General features: G+C 33.8%; 17 protein-coding genes. 8 read left to right on the top strand and 9 right to left on the bottom strand.

Features of this window, described 5'->3' with window-relative positions; all coding sequences use genetic code 11:
* Nucleotides 1-3: 3 nt before the first annotated feature.
* Nucleotides 4-2,592, bottom strand: coding sequence for a BamA/TamA family outer membrane protein (locus HRU50_RS09130; protein WP_366927371.1), 2,589 nt, complete (start codon nt 2,590-2,592; stop codon nt 4-6).
* Nucleotides 2,593-2,688: 96 nt separating this feature from the next.
* On the opposite strand from HRU50_RS09130, the gene HRU50_RS09125 reads away from it, so the two are divergent.
* Nucleotides 2,689-3,423, top strand: a complete 735-nt coding sequence (locus tag HRU50_RS09125) for an RNA methyltransferase (protein ID WP_296350436.1) — start codon at nt 2,689-2,691, stop codon at nt 3,421-3,423.
* Here HRU50_RS09125 and HRU50_RS09120 read toward each other — a convergent pair.
* Both HRU50_RS09120 and ubiE read right to left on the bottom strand, forming a co-directional pair.
* A complete protein-coding gene (locus HRU50_RS09120) occupies nt 3,410-4,126 on the bottom strand; it encodes a porin family protein (RefSeq protein WP_296350876.1) in 717 nt (238 codons plus the stop codon). The genes HRU50_RS09125 and HRU50_RS09120 overlap by 14 nt on opposite strands.
* A gap of 1 nt (nt 4,127) precedes the next feature.
* The gene (ubiE, locus tag HRU50_RS09115) at nt 4,128-4,859 is read right to left on the bottom strand and encodes a bifunctional demethylmenaquinone methyltransferase/2-methoxy-6-polyprenyl-1,4-benzoquinol methylase UbiE (protein WP_296350434.1); all 732 of its coding nucleotides are present in this window, start codon (nt 4,857-4,859) and stop codon (nt 4,128-4,130) included.
* Between the two features lie 190 nt (nt 4,860-5,049).
* Between ubiE and trkA the strand changes: the two genes are divergently transcribed.
* The 5 genes from trkA to HRU50_RS09090 all read left to right on the top strand — a co-directional run bounded on the left by trkA (nt 5,050) and on the right by HRU50_RS09090 (nt 8,961).
* Nucleotides 5,050-6,399 (top strand): Trk system potassium transporter TrkA, encoded by a 1,350-nt coding sequence (trkA, locus tag HRU50_RS09110; RefSeq protein WP_296350432.1) that lies wholly within the window; start codon nt 5,050-5,052, stop codon nt 6,397-6,399.
* A gap of 9 nt (nt 6,400-6,408) precedes the next feature.
* On the top strand, nt 6,409-7,902 hold the full coding sequence (locus HRU50_RS09105) for a potassium transporter TrkG (protein WP_296350430.1): 1,494 nt from the start codon (nt 6,409-6,411) through the stop codon (nt 7,900-7,902).
* A 153-nt stretch (nt 7,903-8,055) separates the two neighbouring features.
* Nucleotides 8,056-8,304, top strand: a complete 249-nt coding sequence (locus tag HRU50_RS09100) for a hypothetical protein (RefSeq protein WP_296350428.1) — start codon at nt 8,056-8,058, stop codon at nt 8,302-8,304.
* Nucleotides 8,305-8,438: 134 nt separating this feature from the next.
* Nucleotides 8,439-8,699 (top strand): hypothetical protein, encoded by a 261-nt coding sequence (locus HRU50_RS09095; RefSeq protein WP_296350426.1) that lies wholly within the window; start codon nt 8,439-8,441, stop codon nt 8,697-8,699.
* Nucleotides 8,700-8,706: 7 nt separating this feature from the next.
* Entirely contained in the window at nt 8,707-8,961 is a 255-nt protein-coding gene (locus tag HRU50_RS09090) for a hypothetical protein (protein WP_296350424.1), read from the top strand.
* Between the two features lie 59 nt (nt 8,962-9,020).
* Here the strand turns inward: HRU50_RS09090 and HRU50_RS09085 are convergent, their stop codons facing one another.
* Nucleotides 9,021-10,205 (bottom strand): pyridoxal phosphate-dependent aminotransferase, encoded by a 1,185-nt coding sequence (locus HRU50_RS09085; protein WP_296350422.1) that lies wholly within the window; start codon nt 10,203-10,205, stop codon nt 9,021-9,023.
* 19 nt (nt 10,206-10,224) lie between these two features.
* Nucleotides 10,225-11,325 (bottom strand): acyl-CoA desaturase, encoded by a 1,101-nt coding sequence (locus tag HRU50_RS09080; RefSeq protein ID WP_296350421.1) that lies wholly within the window; start codon nt 11,323-11,325, stop codon nt 10,225-10,227.
* A 140-nt stretch (nt 11,326-11,465) separates the two neighbouring features.
* Here HRU50_RS09080 and rsmG point away from each other — a divergent pair, with 140 nt between their 5' ends.
* The gene (rsmG, locus tag HRU50_RS09075; RefSeq protein ID WP_296350419.1) at nt 11,466-12,092 is read left to right on the top strand and encodes a 16S rRNA (guanine(527)-N(7))-methyltransferase RsmG; all 627 of its coding nucleotides are present in this window, start codon (nt 11,466-11,468) and stop codon (nt 12,090-12,092) included.
* 42 nt (nt 12,093-12,134) lie between these two features.
* On the opposite strand, the gene pruA is transcribed toward rsmG, so the two are convergent.
* Nucleotides 12,135-13,760, bottom strand: a complete 1,626-nt coding sequence (pruA, locus tag HRU50_RS09070; RefSeq protein ID WP_296350416.1) for an L-glutamate gamma-semialdehyde dehydrogenase — start codon at nt 13,758-13,760, stop codon at nt 12,135-12,137.
* A gap of 168 nt (nt 13,761-13,928) precedes the next feature.
* On the opposite strand from pruA, the gene HRU50_RS09065 reads away from it, so the two are divergent.
* Nucleotides 13,929-14,933 (top strand): DUF6695 family protein, encoded by a 1,005-nt coding sequence (locus HRU50_RS09065; RefSeq protein WP_296350414.1) that lies wholly within the window; start codon nt 13,929-13,931, stop codon nt 14,931-14,933.
* A 7-nt stretch (nt 14,934-14,940) separates the two neighbouring features.
* Here the strand turns inward: HRU50_RS09065 and apaG are convergent, their stop codons facing one another.
* The 3 genes from apaG to HRU50_RS09050 form a co-directional block, all read right to left on the bottom strand.
* Entirely contained in the window at nt 14,941-15,327 is a 387-nt protein-coding gene (gene apaG, locus HRU50_RS09060) for a Co2+/Mg2+ efflux protein ApaG (RefSeq protein ID WP_296350412.1), read from the bottom strand.
* A 62-nt stretch (nt 15,328-15,389) separates the two neighbouring features.
* Nucleotides 15,390-16,763 (bottom strand): pyridoxal-dependent decarboxylase, encoded by a 1,374-nt coding sequence (locus HRU50_RS09055; RefSeq protein ID WP_296350410.1) that lies wholly within the window; start codon nt 16,761-16,763, stop codon nt 15,390-15,392.
* Nucleotides 16,764-16,819: 56 nt separating this feature from the next.
* Entirely contained in the window at nt 16,820-18,070 is a 1,251-nt protein-coding gene (locus tag HRU50_RS09050) for a DUF5103 domain-containing protein (protein WP_296350408.1), read from the bottom strand.
* Nucleotides 18,071-18,164 lie beyond the last annotated feature (94 nt).

Below are 18,164 nucleotides of genomic sequence, written 5' to 3'. Positions count from 1 at the left end.
GTTTTAGAAGGGGTAGTTGATACCTATATTATAGACGGCATCTTTGAAATTATATTCTTTAAACCATCTGTTACCATTGAGAGCAGGATTGTATGTTTTGAATCCTGTGTCAAAACGTAGTACAAAGAAGTCAAAATCATATCGAAGTCCAAATCCAGAGCCAACGGCAATATTTCTAAGCGAATTAAAGCTAGTAAATGTGGCATTGTCGTCTTCGACATTATCTAGGACATTCCAAATATTTCCAGCATCAACAAACAAGGCACCCTTAACGTCTCCAAAAAGGTCAAACCGTTGCTCTGCACTTAAATGAATTTTAAAATTGGCTTCGTTGAATTCGTTTGTTGTTCTGGAGCTTCCTGGCCCTAAGTTGTATGCTGTCCATGCCCTGTTATCGTTGGGTCCACCAGCAAAGAAACTTTCAGCAAACGGAATACTTTCAGAATTCCCATAAGGAATAGCAATACCAGCATAACTTCTAAATGCAAAAATATTACTACCACCAAGATCAAAGTATTTTACATAGTCAAGTTCCGTTTTGAAGTACTGTGAAAACACCACACCAAATACCTCGTAGTTGCCATCTGGATTAGGTTGTGCACCAAATACTTCTGAAAGGTTAGACAATAGGTTACCTGCGAGTTCAACATGCCACTTAAATACCGAGAAGTCATTGTCAAATATATTGGTACGTTTATCTTTCTTATAATCAAAACTTGTAGAGAAGATAAGGTTGTTTTCTGTAAGTCGTTGTTTGCGCTCTTCAATATTATTAACGGCAATGAAGTCGTCATCAGAATTGGTTAAGCTGGTATTTCCTGATAATACATCAGAAATAAATTGGTCCGCTGGAGAAAATCTGTTTGGTAATGAATCATCTCGTAAACTGTCATCATTATCTATATAGTTGATATCTCTTGCAATACTATTTAGTCTTCCAAATGACGTTGAATATACACCAAAGTAGTTGCTGGTATTTAAATTTTTCACAAACTGTACATTAAATAATTCTAAAGTGTTTGATACAGATCGTGAAGGTTCCCAGTTATAACTTAAAAGACCAGAAAGGGTTTGTTTGTCAAGACCAATATTTTGTTGACCTGTTGTAGATACGTTTATGGCCGTACTGGGTGACATATATTTAGGAATAATGCTATCTGTTTTAAATGGGGTAAATAATCTCGGAATGTTTAATCTTAGATTACCACCATATTCATTAATATCAAAAAAACTTGTAACATCATCAGTTCTGTTTTTAGAAGCACCAATAGCCGCAACTCCACTTATTTCAATACTTTCTGCGCCTCTAAAGACATTTCTAATTTTTAGCCCAGGTGTCACTGAAAATCCTATAGTTTGAATATTACTTTGGCTTACATCAAAATCAAAACCTAATTGATACTTCTTCTTAGGTTCTAAATAGATGTTTGCCGTAAGGGTTGTGTCTTTACTATTTTCAACAAATTCTATGCTAGGATACCTAAACATCTGCAAATCGTTGAGGTAGCGAGATGTCCTACTTCTTGCTAAATCACTATAGATATCGCCTTTATTTAAGAAAACAGCATCGGTTAAAGCTCGTGGTCTAAAACGTAATTTGTTTTTACTATAAAGATTGTAGTCTTTATAAAAGACACTATCTCGTATGGGTTGATTTTGATTGGCGAAACTTTCGTCAGTGAAAATATTTACTTCCTTAATCTTATATGGCTTAAAAGGAGCAACGGTTGTAGAGTCATCGTTTCGTATTGAGCGATTTGCTATTTTCAGCTCTGTATTTACTTTATAATTAGTGTCTATCGTATCTGTATTGAAACGAATATAATCTTGTCCGAAATAATAGAAGCCAGAATTCCTTAAATATGCTGTTATTCGTTCTCGTTCCTTTTCATAGTTTTCCGCATCAAACTGTTCTCCTTTTTTAAGCCATGAAGACTTCATAAATTTAGGATATAATGAATCAATGAGTGGACTACTAATTATAGGTGTAATAGAGTCAAGCACATATGGTGTCTTTTTAATGATGTTATAAGTAATTTCAGCACGTTTTGAGCTATCTTTTTTAATATCATAGCTTACACTATTATTAAACCAACCTTTTCTGTAATAGTATTTTCTCAGGTTATTTACTGTTTTTTCAGTTTTAGTTTCGTTAAGTATTGTTGGTGCCTCACCAGTTCTTTTGAGCCAACTATTGAAGTTTTTTCTAGAGTTGATCTCTCTATCAAACTGTTTTTTAGAGAATAATTTAGACTTCCAATTTACTTTAGAAGAGTCGCTCAGAACTTTAGCTTGAATAATAGAATCTATATTTGGTCTAGCTAGATTATATATATGTAATCTTAAAGGCAAACCAAAAAACGTATTCATTCCAGAATTCGTTTTCTGAATGATAATATTATTAATTCGTTCGTCTTTAATTACTTTGCCATCTTCAATGATGGTGTTTTTGGTAATGAGATGTTCGTTCTTCTTTACACGCTTTACGACATTACAAGAACTAAATAGAATAAATAGAAGTAAGAAGCAGAAAGCGCTACAAGTTTTATTGTGCAATTTATGATGGATTAACATGCTTAACGCTAGCTTCAAAAGAGAGATGTTTTTTAGATATTGATTCTTGTAAACAAAAATTAGTCCAAAATTGGTTTACTTTGTATTAACACTAACAAATGTAAAGACATTTTAATGTTATCAAAGAACAGAATAAAGTTAATTAAAAGTTTATCTCAAAAAAAATACAGACAACAACATGGTTTGTTTACCGTTGAAGGCATAAAAGGTATTCAGGAATTTCTTAATTCTGAATTTGAATTAGAATCACTTTATACAACGGCGGATCAATTCAATGCGCCGCAAGCACTTACTTTTGAGATTTCTTCTAATGATTTAAAAAAGATCTCTTCTTTGAAAACCCCAAATACAGCGTTAGCTGTTTTTAAAACTTCTAAACCAAAGACAATACATATTGATGGGCTTGTAGTTGCATTAGATGATGTTAGAGATCCTGGCAATCTCGGCACAATAATACGATTGTGCGATTGGTATGGTATTAAAGATTTGGTTTGTAGTGAGAATACAGTGGATTGTTATAACTCAAAAGTGGTACAAGCTACAATGGGTTCTTTGTCTCGTGTAAATATTTCTTATCTTAATTTGAATCTTTTTTTAGAAGAGACTTCAGCCGAAATTTTTGGAACCTTTATGGATGGTCAAAATATTTACAGGACATCATTGCCAACTTCTGGAATCATAGTTATGGGTAATGAAGCTAATGGCATATCTGAGGCAATAACTAGTAAAATAAACACTAAGCTCACCATTCCTCAGTTTGGTGATCAACGCGATACTGAAAGTTTAAATGTTGCTAATGCAACAGCTATAGTTTTAAGCGAATTTATGCGACGAACTATTGAAATGTAAAGTTGATAAAAATTCCCCTTGTTTGCATCTGATTAACATTGCCTGTCCATGGACTATTAGGGTCAGCATCCCTTATGATTTCATCATTAAATGAGAAAATAGCTCGTATTGAAGGTGTAAACTTAAAGTAAAGTAGGTATAAATCAATACCAAAACCGAGTTCGTAAAACAACGTATTTTTTTGCATTCTAAATTCGCCTGAGCTATTATCATCAGGATTGTCTTGATTGCTCGATAAGTTTAGAGCAGTGGAAATACCACCAATAATAAAAGGCTTGAAATTATTGATACGTTTAGTAGAAATTTTCAATAACAATGGTAAATGGATGTAAGTCGATTTAACTTCTCTCAATAAATCGGCGTCATTAAATTCCATACCAGCAAAATAGCTTTCGTCATAACGTAAATTTCTGGTAGTGAAGAAAACACCTGGCTCTAACCTTAAATTCATATAATTATTAAGGCGTAAATCTCCTATGAGTCCTAGGTGAAATCCAAACGTTTTATCTACTAAGATATCTTCAAGATTCTCATTGTATTGAAACTTAAAATCGTATTGATTAAACCCAAGAAAATAGCCCCAAGACAATTGTTTTTGATCTAAATTGTCAATGTTGTTAGCGACCTTTTCTTTGGTGAAAAGTTGGGCAGAACTGTTTTGTGTTGCCAATAAAAACGTTAAGATGACAATAATTCGTTTCATATTATCCTTTAGATGCGGTATATATTGTTGCCACTCCCATGGTTTGCGGTTTATCTTCGACATTTATAAACCCTGTTTTTCTTAAAATATTGTTTAAAGCTTCACCATAAGGGAAACTAGAGGTTGATTCGCTCAAATATTTATATGCTACCCTATCTTTGGAAAAAACTTTACCTATAGTTGGTAATATCAATTTTGAATAGGCATTATAACCAAATTTATATATTGGATTTGTTGGTACAGAAGTTTCTAAAATAACAAAAATGCCATTTGGTTTAAGAACTCTTAAAATTTCAGCTAAGCCTTTTTCTAAGTTTTCGAAATTTCTAACTCCAAAAGCCACTGTAATGGCATCGAAGGTGTTGTCTTCAAAAGGTAAATCTTCCGAATCTCCTATCACCATTGAAATGATGCCGTCTAGATTTTTAGTTTTTATTTTTTGTCGTCCAACTTCTAGCATGCCATCGCTAATATCTAGACCAATAATTTCTTTAGCGTTAGTTGAAGTAAGATTTATGGCTAAATCACCTGTACCTGTTGCAATATCTAGAATGTTTTCTGGTTTTTTTTCTGAAACAAGCTTTACAACCTTCTGTCTCCATTTAACGTCAATACCAAAAGAGATCACTCTATTTAGTCCGTCATACTCATTTGAAATCGTATCAAACATTTCGGTGATTTGCTCTTTTTTTGAGGCATCACTGTCTTTGTATGGTTTAACTTTTTCGTCCATCAAAAATTTTTGACAAATATAGGTATTAGTTATAAGTCCTTAAAGTTGAAAGTATTTAAAGTTATGGTAGATTCAATATCATGTAATATTTATTTATGTTAAGCGATATGGTAGACTAAGTTTAGGAAGTGAAGCTAGGTCTTAACATATTATTCTTACTATATTTGTACGTTTATTTGAATGATCAATAATGAAAATAATTATCGCAGGCGCAGGAGAAGTAGGCTTTCATTTAGCAAAACTACTGTCTTACGAGTCGCAAGAGATAACACTTATAGATACGAGTAAAGACAGCTTAATTTATGCCGATGAGCATTTAGATATTAAGACAATAAAGGGTGATGCTACTTCCATTTCCATTTTAAGAGAAGCTCGCATTGAATTGGCGGCATTATTTATTGCTGTGACATCTTCAGAAACCACTAATATTACTGCGAGTGTACTTGCAAAGCAATTAGGTGCGCAGCGTACCATTGCTAGAATTTCAAACACTGAATTTTTAGAACAAAAAGAAGTTATAGGTTTTTCTCAATTTGGTATTGATGAATTGATTTCGCCAGAGGCTTTAGCCGCATCCGAAATAGAATTGCTTCTAAATCAATATGGATTTAATGACACCTATGAGTTCGAAGGAGGTGCTTTAAAAATGTTAGGATTACGCTTATCACGAACTGCAACTTTTGTTGGTAAAACAGTGAGAGAAGCTGCAGAATTATTTCCTGAAGTTCATTTTATTCCTATCGCTATTCAGCGTTATGGTACCCAATACACTATTATTCCAAGAGGTGATACTCAGTTTAAAGAAGGTGATAAGGTTGTTTTTGTAACTTCTAAAGGTGGTGATGAAGAACTGTTTGAACTTTCTGCCAGAGTAAAGGTTGACATGAAAAATGTGATGATTCTCGGTGGAAGTAAAATCGGTTTCAAAACGGCTAGAGATTTATGCCAGAATAAATTCAATGTAAAAATTGTAGAGCATAAAAAGACTGTAGCCATGGACTTGGCGGATAACTTGCCTAATGCTTTGGTGATTTATGGTGATGGAAGAAATGTTGAAATTCTTGAAGAAGAAAATATTTCAGACATGGATGCTTTTATCTCGGTGACAGGTAATTCTGAAACTAATATAATGTCTTGCCTTTTAGCAAAGTCCAAAGGTGTAAAAAAGACAATTGCCTTAGTAGAGAATATGGATTATTATCAGTTGTCTCATTCAATAGGTATTGATACGTTAATCAACAAAAAACTTTTGGCAGCCAATAATATTTTCAGATACATCAGAAAAGGTGAGGTAGTTGCGATGACGAAGTTAACCAATATGAATGCTGAGCTGTTGGAGTTTGTTGTAAAACCAAAATCTAAAATCACGAACAAGATTATTAAAGATTTAAATTTTCCAAGGTCAGCTATTCTAGGAGGTGTTATACGAGATGGAGTAGGTGTGGTCCCAAAAGGAAGTTTTAAAATTGAGGTTGGTGATCGCGTGGTGGTATGTTGTTTGCCTAGATCTATTTCTGAGGTAGAAGCCTTTTTTTCATAAGCTGAATTAATGAAACTTAATTACAAAATAATATTCCATTTTTTAGGCTTACTGTTGTTGTTTAATGGTGGCTTTATGCTAATTGCAACGTTGTTTAGTTTGATTTATAAAGATGGAGATACCCTCAATATTCTTCTGGCTGGTTTGTTAACTATTTTGTTAGGTGGATTTGCAATGATTGGTACTAAAAATCATCGCAAGGAAATGAATAAAAGAGAAGGATATATTGTGGTGACCCTTGGTTGGATTGTCATGTCTTTAACCGGAACGTTACCTTATCTTACGACCGGAGCTATTCCTTCATTTACAAGTGCCTTTTTTGAAACCATGTCTGGTTATACAACTACGGGTGCGAGTATTATAAACGACATAGAAGCTTTACCAGAAGGAGTGTTGTTTTGGAGAAGTACAACACATTGGATTGGTGGTATGGGAATTATTGTTCTGGCTATTGCTATTCTACCATTATTAGGTGTTGGTGGTATGCAGTTATTTGCTGCTGAAGCTCCTGGTCCTGGCGGCGATAAATTACATCCTAGAATTACAGATACAGCAAAACGATTATGGCTTATTTATTTCGGATATACTGTTGCTGAAACTTTACTTCTTCGGCTGGCAGGAATGTCGTTTTTTGATGCGATTAATCATGCATTGAGTACATTGTCTACAGGTGGTTTTTCAACTAAAAATGCGAGTGTTGCGTATTGGAATGATAACCCAGCTATTCAATATATCATTATATTTTTCATGTTTATGGCAGGTACTAATTTTGTCTTGAGTTATTATCTGTTTAAGGGTAACGTGGTGAAGATTATAAGAGACGATGAGTTTAAATTGTACTTTAAATTCATTGCAATTTTTACAATAATAGCAGCGCTTTTAATTTACTTTAGAGCTGACGTATCAACAACCACGGTTGATCACCCGATGGTTTTGGGTGAAGGCGAAAGTGCCATTAGACATGCTTTGTTTCAAGTGTTGGCGGTTGTAACTACTACAGGTTTTGTAACAGCTGATTATACGGCATGGACACCGTTTTTAACGGTATTCTTTTTTGGTTTAATGTTTTTAGGAGGATCTGCAGGTAGTACTTCTGGTGGTGTAAAGGTAGTACGCCATCTCATCTTAATAAAAAACGGTTTTTTAGAGTTTAAACGCTCTTTACATCCTAATGCCATTCTTCCAGTTAGATACAATGAGAAGTCAATCTCAGGAGATATTGTGTTTAAAATTCTTGGATTCTTTATACTCTATATGTTATCTTTTATTATCGGTGCCTTAGTATTTTCGATGTTTCAAATGGACTTTGAATCTGCGATTGGTTTGTCCGCATCAAGTTTAGGTAATGTTGGGCCAGCTTTAGGTGAGTTTGGACCAGTAAATAACTATGCGAAATTACCTCCTTTGGGACAATGGTGGGCATCATTTTTAATGTTTATTGGACGTCTAGAATTGTTCACAGTACTTATTCTTTTCACACCATTTTTCTGGCGAAATCGATAAATTTTTAATTTTTTTTAAATTTTAGCTAGCCTATATTTTTACTGATATTTTGGTTGTTTTGTATTGTAACTAATTGATAATCTAGCATCTGATGTTGTAACATTTTTTTGGGTTATACGTCATATCTATGTAACCAATCAAAATATATCAATCATGGAATTAGTATTAAATCAAGAATTAGAAACTTTACCAGAACCCGTTATTAACCGTCATTTTACAAATAATGGTTTATTAAATACCAATTACAAATCAATAGTAAAGGATAACTTTAAAACGTCAACTGAGCGTTCGGTATTTAGTATCAAACAACGTGTAAAGTCTTCGCAGTTTAGAATGGTAAACCATACCGCTGCCATTATTAAATTATCAGTCTTTTTTATTGCTGTAATAGCAATGTTCTAGAGTTAGACTTTTCAATTAAATATTAGAACTTTTAAACTGACATTAACCATGGTTAATGTCTTTTGTTTCACAGGCCATTTAAATATGGCACTGTAGGAGATTATTGTCTTATTCAAACTAAAATTTTAGAAATTATGGCTTCAAGTTCAATGATGACGATTATTAAGAATAATCAAAAGTTGCTTAATAAAAGAGATCGTTTAAAATTTACTTTAGGAGGTTATCATCCAAATAAGAAAACAGAATATAATCTTCCTAAGGCTACAGATGCCGAACTTCATTCTATAGCAACTCGATTAAAAAAAGAACGTAAAATACGAATGATGAAAGTTGGTGTTGTGACTGGCTTATTAACTTTGGGTTTAGTGATATTTATGTTTAAATTTTTAAATTAGAGGTATTATGCCACTTAGTGAATCTATGATAAGTACATTGAAGAGCAATAAAAATATTATGCTCGATAAGTCTAAACGTTTTAGAAAAACTTTAGGTGGCTATAATAAGTGTACAAGAGGTAATTTTAATTTTCCAAAAGCTTCACCAGAACTATTACTAGAAATTAAAAATAAAGTTCGAAGAGAAAATCGTAAGCTATGGATGAAAGTTGTAGTAACCTCTGTCATGGTTATTTCAATTTTAATTTGGTTATTTTTTTAAATAAAAAAGCTGCAATGCATGCGCATTATAGCTTTTAAATTTAGTATTTAAGTCGATATTTAGCTTAAAGCGACTTTTATACGACTAATCGCTTCTTTTATTTCTTCTTGCGAAGCAGCGTAAGAAATTCTAATACAATCAGGATTACCAAAAGCTTCACCAGTTACTGTAGCAACATTAGCTTCTTCCAAAAGGTATAAAGCCATGTCAGATGCATTATTAATGGTTTTGTCTTTAAGCGTTTTACCGAAATATTCCGATACATTTGGGAATACATAAAATGCTCCTTCTGGCTCATTAGCCTTGATGCCATCTATTTCACCTAACAGACCTAGTATTAGTTTTCTACGCTCTTTAAATTCATCTACCATATATTGAATAGATGATGCAGGTGCTTCTAGTGCGGCAATAACTGCACGTTGCGCAATACAATTTGCACCACTTGTAACTTGCCCCTGAATTTTATTACAGGCTCTCGCAATCCAATCTGGTGCACCTATATATCCAATTCTCCAACCAGTCATCGCAAACGCCTTAGAGACACCATTTACAGTGATTGTTCTGTCATACATGTCTTCAAACTCAGCAATGCTAAAGTGACCTCCAATGAAATTGATGTGTTCGTAGATTTCGTCGGAAACAATATATATGTTTGGGTGTTTCTTTAAAACATCAGCAATAGCTCTTAATTCTTCTTTACTATATACTGATCCACTTGGGTTACAAGGTGAACTGTACCAAAGCATTTTTGTTTTTGGTGTTATAGCGGCTTCAAGCTGTTCAGCAGTCATTTTAAAATCGTTAGAGATATCTGTCTTTACTTCAACAGGAACTCCTCCATTTAATTTTACAATATCACTGTAGCTTACCCAATAAGGACAAGGCAAAATAACTTCATCACCATCATTTAACATCACTGAAGCAATATTGTATAGCGCCTGTTTTGCACCAGTAGAGACCACAATTTGAGATGCTGTGTATTCTAAATTATTATCTCTCTTAAACTTAGTGATAATAGCATTTTTTAGGTCGCCATAACCATCAACGGGTGTGTAGCTGTTGTAGTTGTCGTTAATAGCTTTAATTGCAGCTTCCTTAACAAATTCTGGTGTGTCAAAATCTGGCTCACCTAAACTTAATCCAATAATGTCTTTTCCCTCTGCTCTTAATTCTCTGGCTTTGGCAGCCATAGCTAGGGTAGCTGATGTCGATAGATTATTAATTCTATCTGAAAGTTGATTCATGATGTTAGTAATAGTAAATTTAAACTTGTAGAGCTGGTTTAGTACCCATTTCTTTTAGAAATTTAAAATGAGCGACAATGGCTTTACGTGTAGTTTCGTATTCTTTGTAAGGTAAATTAAATTCCTTTGCAGTGTCTTTAACAATCTGTGCAATTTTACCATAATGAATATGACTAATATTAGGGAAAATATGATGCTCTACTTGATGATTTAAGCCCCCAGTATACCAGTTAACCAACCAATTTTTCGCACCAAAATTAACGGTAGTTTTTAATTGGTGAATAGCCCAAGTATTTTTCATAGTACCATCTTTTTCTGGCATTGGCATTTCTGCTTCATCCATGACATGTGCCAATTGAAATACAATACTCAATATAAGACCAGCTACATAATGCATTAAGAAGAAGCCGATTAATACTTTATACCAAGCAAGATCAGTAAGAAGTATAGGTAATACAATCCACATGGCCACATAAACCATTTTAGAAATTACCAATTTACTCCAGTTTACAAAAGGGTTAGGGAATTTTCCATAAGACAGCTTGCGCTTCATATATCTGCGCATTTGTTGCCAATCTGTTGTAATTGCCCAATTTATGGTAAGTAGACCGTATAAAAGAATAGAATAATAATGTTGAAACTTGTGATACTTCTTCCACTTTGCGTGTTTAGAAAAGCGAAGAATTCTTCCGGCGTCTAAGTCTTCGTCATGTCCATGAATGTTTGTGTACGTATGGTGTAGGACATTGTGTTGTACTTTCCAATTATATACATTTCCAGCTAAAATGTAAATACTACTTCCCATTAAACGGTTGATCCATTCTTTGTTTGAAAAAGCTCCATGATTACCGTCGTGCATCACATTCATTCCAACTCCTGCCATTCCAACACCCATAACAACGGTAAGCAGAATTTGAGCCCAAGTAGGAATATCTAAAGTGAGTAATAAAAAATAAGGCGTAAGAAAAAGTGCAAACATCACTACTGTTTTTAACCATAGTTGCCAGTTACCTGTGCGTTTGATGTTGTTCTCCTTAAAATAATTGTTTACGCGTTTATTAAGGGTTCTAAAGAACTTTGCTGAATCGGTTCTTGAAAAAGAAAGGGTTTGTTTGTTCATACTTCTTAGTTTAAGTATTCAACGTCTTAGGGTTAGGTTAGTTTTTAAGAAATCAAAGATACTAATAAATATATGAGCATCTCAGATTTAACATAATTTATACATGTTTAAAAAATGTATTTTTGCAGAAAATAGTGTAAATGGATTTGATCTTAAAATATTTTCCAGAATTAACTGATGTACAAATCAAACAATTTGAAGCATTAAAAAGGTTATATCAGGACTGGAATTCCAAAATTAATGTAATATCTAGAAAAGATATTGATGAGCTCTATTTGAGACATGTACTTCATTCATTAGGAATCGCTAAGGTTATTTCATTTAATGAAGGTTCATCAATCCTAGATGTTGGCACTGGCGGTGGCTTTCCAGGTGTGCCATTGGCTATTATGTTTCCTAATTGTCAATTTCATTTGGTTGATAGTATCAATAAAAAACTTAAAGTTATAAATGCTGTTTCTGAAGCAATTGGATTAACAAATATTAAGACTACACATAGTAGAGTAGAAGCAATTGATGACACTTATGATTTCATAGTGAGTAGAGCTGTAACCGCTATGCCAGAGTTTACAAAATTGGTGAAAGGCAAAATTGATAAAATTCAAAAAAACGATTTGAAAAATGGAATTCTTTACCTTAAAGGTGGTGATTTATCAAAAGAGTTAAAGCAGTATACTACTGTGAAAGCGTATTTACTTTCTGATTATTTTGAAGAAGATTTTTTTGAAACAAAGAAGGTGATTTACCTGCCATTAAAGCATAAATAAAAAAAGCGCTTCAACAGAAGCGCTTTTTTATTCTTGTAATACTTATCCTAAGAACGGATATCTATAATCTGTAGGAGTTACAAATGTTTCTTTAATCATTCTTGGCGACACCCAACGTAATAAGTTTTGTGCACTACCTGCTTTATCATTTGTGCCAGATGCTCTTGCCCCACCAAATGGTTGTTGTCCAACAACTGCGCCAGTTGGTTTGTCGTTAATATAGAAATTACCAGCTGAATTTTGTAGCGCTTTGGTAGCTTCGTCAATGGCATAGCGCTCTCTTGCGATTACAGCACCTGTTAATGCATATTCGCTTGTGTCATCTACAAGTTTAAGTGTTTCAGAATACGCATCGTCTTCATAAACATAAATGGTGATAACTGGTCCAAATAATTCAGTTTCCATTGTAGTGTACTTCGGATTTGTTGTTACAATTACAGTAGGTTCAATAAAGTAACCTTTAGACTTATCGTAACCTCCGCCAGCGATTATTTCAGCATCACCATCAGTCTTTGCCTGATCTATATATTTCGCCAATTTGTCAAAAGACCCTTCATGAATGACTGCTGTAATAAAGTTGTTCATGTCTTCTGGTGAACCCATTTTAAATGAAGCGATATCTTCTAAAACAAAATCCCTTACATCATTCCAAATACCTTTAGGAATATAGGCTCTAGAAGCAGCACTACATTTTTGTCCTTGGAATTCAAAAGCACCACGAGAAATAGCAGTTGCCACTTGTTTAGGATTCGCAGACTTGTGTGCGATGATAAAATCCTTACCACCTGTTTCACCTACAATTCTTGGGTAAGTCTTGTAAGTATGAATATTTTCTCCAATTTGTTTCCAAAGTTCTTTAAAAATGAATGTAGAACCAGTAAAGTGTAGACCAGAGAAATCTTGGTGAGCTAATACCGTATTTGTAATCATTACAGGATCACCAAAAACAACATTGATTACACCATCTGGTACACCTGCTTCCTTAAAGACGTCCATAATTATTTTTGCAGAAAATATCTGACTGTCACTTGGTTTCCAAACAACAACGTTGCCCATTAACGCCATACAAGCTGGTAAGTTTCCTGAGATTGCAGTAAAGTTAAATGGTGTTACCGCGTATGTGAAACCTTCAAGTGGTCTATATTCAATCCTATTCCAGGCATCACTCGTACTTTCTGGTTGTTCGGCATAGATATCTGTCATAAACTGCACATTAAAACGCAGGAAGTCAATAAATTCACATGCTGCATCAATTTCAGCTTGATGAATTGTTTTAGATTGTGCAATCATTGTAGCAGCATTAATTTTGGCTCTGTAAGGTCCAGCAATTAATTCGGCAGCCTTTAAAAAGATGCCAGCGCGGTGTTCCCATGGTAATTGAGACCATGTCTTACGAGCTTCTAACGCAGTGGCAATAGCTTCGTCAACATGTTTTTGCTCCGCTAAATGGTATTCTCCAACAATATGTTGATGATCATGTGGTGGTGACATTGTTCTAGTATTTCCAGTACTCACATCTTTACCGTTAATATAAAGTGGGACATCAATCTTACTGTTATACATTGCTTTGTATGCCTCTAACACTTCTTGGCGTTCTGGTGAACCTGGTGCATATGATTTCACTGGCTCATTAACAGCGATTGGTACATTGAAGAATCCTTTTCCCATCTCTTAATTTTTTAGTATTTCCACAAAAGTGGATTATTGTTTAATATTATTTATTTCGAAATTTTTCGAGTACAAATTTACAACAATTATAAGATATTAGAATGCTCTAAAATTGATAGTTCTCTGAAACTTTTTGTAAGTTGTTGGCTAAATATACACGTTGATTATATGGCTAATAATAATGCCTTCATTTTAACCTTGGCATATCCCGAAACTATTGTTTCTCATGCAGAAGAATGGTATTCTAGGTTCTTGAGATTTTTAAGTATTGGTAGTAGAAAACATGTACGCGCAGGTCATGCTGCTTTAGTTTTAATTCAAAAGGAAACAGGTGTTTTAGAATATCACGATTTTGGCCGTTACATCACTTCAGAACCGAATGGAAGAGTTAGGGGTAGAGAAACAGATTTTGAACTTAGTTTTCCCCTAATGGCTCAAATTGAAAATAATAAAATTGAGAATTTGCCTGAGATCTTAGAATTCTTGGCAACTCATCCTAAACTTACGCATGGTGATGGTAATTTGTACGCTTCGGTATGTGCTGAGGTTAATTATGAGCTTGCCAGAACTCATATTGACAAGATGCAGTCTTTAGGTTTTATTAGGTATGCTGCTTTTATTAAGGAAGCTTGTAATTGTGCGCGTTTTGTTACCGATACATTAATTTCATCTGTAACAAATGATAAAATTAGAAATCGACTTATTCGATCCAAGTGGTTTACACCAAGTACTATTGGAAATGTCATTATATCTGACACTGAGGATTACATCTATTTAGTGTCTGATAAAGGCGAAATTAAAGAATTTACATCAACTGTTAGTAAAGAAAATAGAAGGTTGTTTTTAGATAGACTTCAAGGTTATAATCCAAGTTTGACCGGAACACTAAAACCAAAACATAATGAGGTTAAGGAAGAACATGCGCAATGGTTAAGTGGTATTGCTGCTGGCGCTTGGTTTGAATTATATGATTTAGACAATGTTTTAGAATATAGGTTTAGAAGAGTTTCGCCATATGGTCATGTAGATTGTGATGGAGTCTATAATTTAAATGATAAGGGTTTTGATATAAAAGCAGACTATCAATTTGCCCATTATTCAAACTGTTTGTTTTTTCATATCAAACAGAATGATAATCTATTTAGGTTTGAGTATATTAGGGACTTTAACTAGGTTTCGATTAATTCAATGCGAACGGTGCGCTCAATTTAAATGAAGGAATGTAAACCTTAAAATTATTGGTTTTGGTGAAGTTTACCATATTATAATGGCCTTGCATTGCACCAAAAGGTGAAGTTAGTAAACAGCCTGAATTATAGGTGTGTGATTCACCAGGTTTTAGAACAGGTTTTTTGCCAATGACACCTTCTCCTTCAATAATTTCTTCATTATTTAAAGCGTCTAAAATGCGCCAGTGTCTAGAATTGAGCTGAACGGAATCTTTACTTTGGTTTTCAATAGTTACTTTATAACCAAAAGCAAAGTGCACCTTATAATTTTTATAAAAGGTACCTTCGAAATTAGTTTCGACAGAGATTTTGATGCCACTTGTAACTTGTTGAACCATGCAATTGCTTCTTGTAAAAGCTAAAATAACAAATTTTGAGTTGAATTTTAGTTCTTTAATCGTTATGTGGCTGTTTTTAGCATTTTTTTAGCAACAAAGTGCTCTAAAGTGTCAAAAAAAGCGATAATGTCTTCTTTTTCCAAAACGCTGTTAATGGTTACCAATCTTATAAATTCAATACCATTGTATTTGCCAAAACCTACCATTAGTTTTGAGTCTTCATATAAAGCAGTGCATAATTCCTTTGCAGAAATATTTCTATAGTTAAAGCAAACTGAAATAGAATTTTCGAAACTGTAGAGCGTGTAGTTTTCGTGGTCTCTTATATATTGTCGTGCAACTTCAGCTAGTAAAAATTGTTTATTTACCATTTCTTCAAGACCCTTTGTTCCAATAGACTTCCATAACGTCCAAAATTTTAATGCGTCATTACGTCTGCCACACTGTAAGGAGGTTTTACCTAAATTAAAGTCATCCGAATCTGTTTGATATAGATAGTCAGCTTCATTGGAAAAGGATTTGTGCAATTGTTCTTTGTGCTTGGTAAGCACAATAGAACAGCTTAATGGTGTGCCAAGCATTTTGTGTGCATTGACACTAAAAGAATCTGAATGCTCTATACCGTTTAGAAGATGTCTATACTTTTTACTAAACAATACACCACCGCAATAAGCACCATCAACATGAAGCCATAAATGATGAGTTTTACAAACCTTGCTTATTTCTAAAATGTTGTCGAAGGCACCTAATACCGTTGTGCCAGCTGTAGCATTTACAAAAAATGGAATATGACCAGCTTCTACATCTTTATTAATAAGATAACTTAAGTGAGATGTTAACATTTCACCCTTATCATTTGTGTCTACCTCCCTAACTTGAGATCTTCCAATGCCGGCAAATGAAGCGTTTTTTGCAATAGAGTAATGTGCTTCTTTAGATGTATAAAGGGTCATTTCACTAATTACACCGCTGTTACGAACACTTGGATGTTTAAAATCTCTTGCCATTATTAATGCCATAAAGTTGCTCATTGAGCCACCAGGTGCCATTGTCCCATCTCCTTGTTTGTTATAACCAATGAGATGGCAAATATTATTGAGTATTTGTTTTTCAATACCTACTTGCGGTCCAGCCACTTTATAGGTGTACATACTATTGTTTAATAGAACAGCTAACAAATCTCCTAATGTCGCCTTACTCATACGACCACCAAAAAGCTGATTAAAGAAAGATTTTGAAGCTGTTTTTGGTGTATACTTAATAATTTTTGTTAAAGTGTCAATTAGGTCTTTGTCAACGATACCTTCTTCATTTAAAGAAAGGTCTAATTCATTAAATAATTCTGCGGTAGGTATAGGCCTTGAAACAGGATGCTCTTTTTCTAGTTTTATCAGTTCTTCGCATAATTGATTGAAAAGATTGAGGTCTTTTAGCATAGTATTATGTGCTCTTATTTTAAATGGGTAGTTTTAGTTAAAGATATTTAAGGTTGTTAATTGGAAATGTCTGTCGAGGAAGCTTCCCCATAACTTATAATTCTATCGTATCGGGCGCCTAAATCTCTGTAGTAAACAAGGACTTTATAATTGTTTTCTGTTTGCCAATAGTCACCACTTATAGCACCTTCATTTACTGCTTCGGTATCCTTGTCAACGACCACATATTTATAATTGTAAAATCCTTGTTTAAGTCTTAGCATCACCTCATACTTTCCATTTTCAGAATTGTATTCCATTTTAGTTAATGGTTCAATGGCAAAGGCATTAAAATTACCATAAACATGAACGTCCTTACTCTTTAATTCTTCGTGAGACAGTGAGAAATGAACCATGGTATAATCTGCTTCTATATCTGTGTTTAAGCGTTCTGCAGCTGTCACTTGGAAATTCCCGTTAATGTCTGGGTTGTAGGTGTATGGCGTGTCTCGCCTAGGTACATTTGTGTAGAGATAACTATGGTAAATGTCTTGTAAATCTATAAATTGTACAGCCATATTTGAGGTGCGGACATCTTTATTTTCAAACCAAAAGAATTCATTACCTCCCCAAAAAGCAGATTCGGTATCATATCTGTAAATAAGATTATTGCCAATGGTGTATTGAGGCTCTAAGCCGGAAATTGATGTATTAAGATTGTTATTTTGAATAATTAAGGTTTTTATTGTTTCTAATGGGTTATTAAAGTTGATGCTGTTTGTTGAAACTTTTAAATCTATCGTTTGCTTTTCAGCAATTGCGGTTACATCTCTTGAGCGTTTTACTTGGACACCTGTGCTCACTAAATCTTCATATATCATGAATTTTCGGCTAAACATTAGTTCATCATAATCGTCATATATAGAAATCATATAGTTTCCACTTTTAAGTAAACCTCTTGTTTGAATATTAGGGATTTGCAGTTTGTAATGCGAATACACCTGATAGGTGTTGAATGAGTTGTAGTATTCTAAAATCCGCTGGTTATCGAGCCCTCGAAGATATTCAGCTTTTGCTAAAATAGACGGAGTCCAATCATAGTTGAAATGTTCAATCACATAGTAGAAGTCTTCTTCATCAGCATTAAGAGCGTCAAATTCTAATATTAGAGGTTCTCCTAATCTCAATATGGGTAGTTGACCTTGTGTGGTATTACTTTTGAATTTAATTGTTTTTATAAAATCTGGCGGTGCTACTTCTTCGGCTTGTGCAAGAATCGACGATGATGTAAAGAGTAGAAATAGAATACAATAGACAACCTTTTTCATTTGAGGAATTTATGTAGTGTGGTTAAAGATAAACAAAAACCGTACCTTATCTAAATTTCTTATTTAGAATTAGTATAAATAAAAAACCTTAGCA

The sequence above is a fragment of the Winogradskyella sp. genome, assembly GCF_013213835.1.
GTDB lineage: Bacteria > Bacteroidota > Bacteroidia > Flavobacteriales > Flavobacteriaceae > Winogradskyella.
Note: the sequence above shows the minus strand (reverse complement) of the source record. Positions and strands in the feature narration are given on the sequence as shown.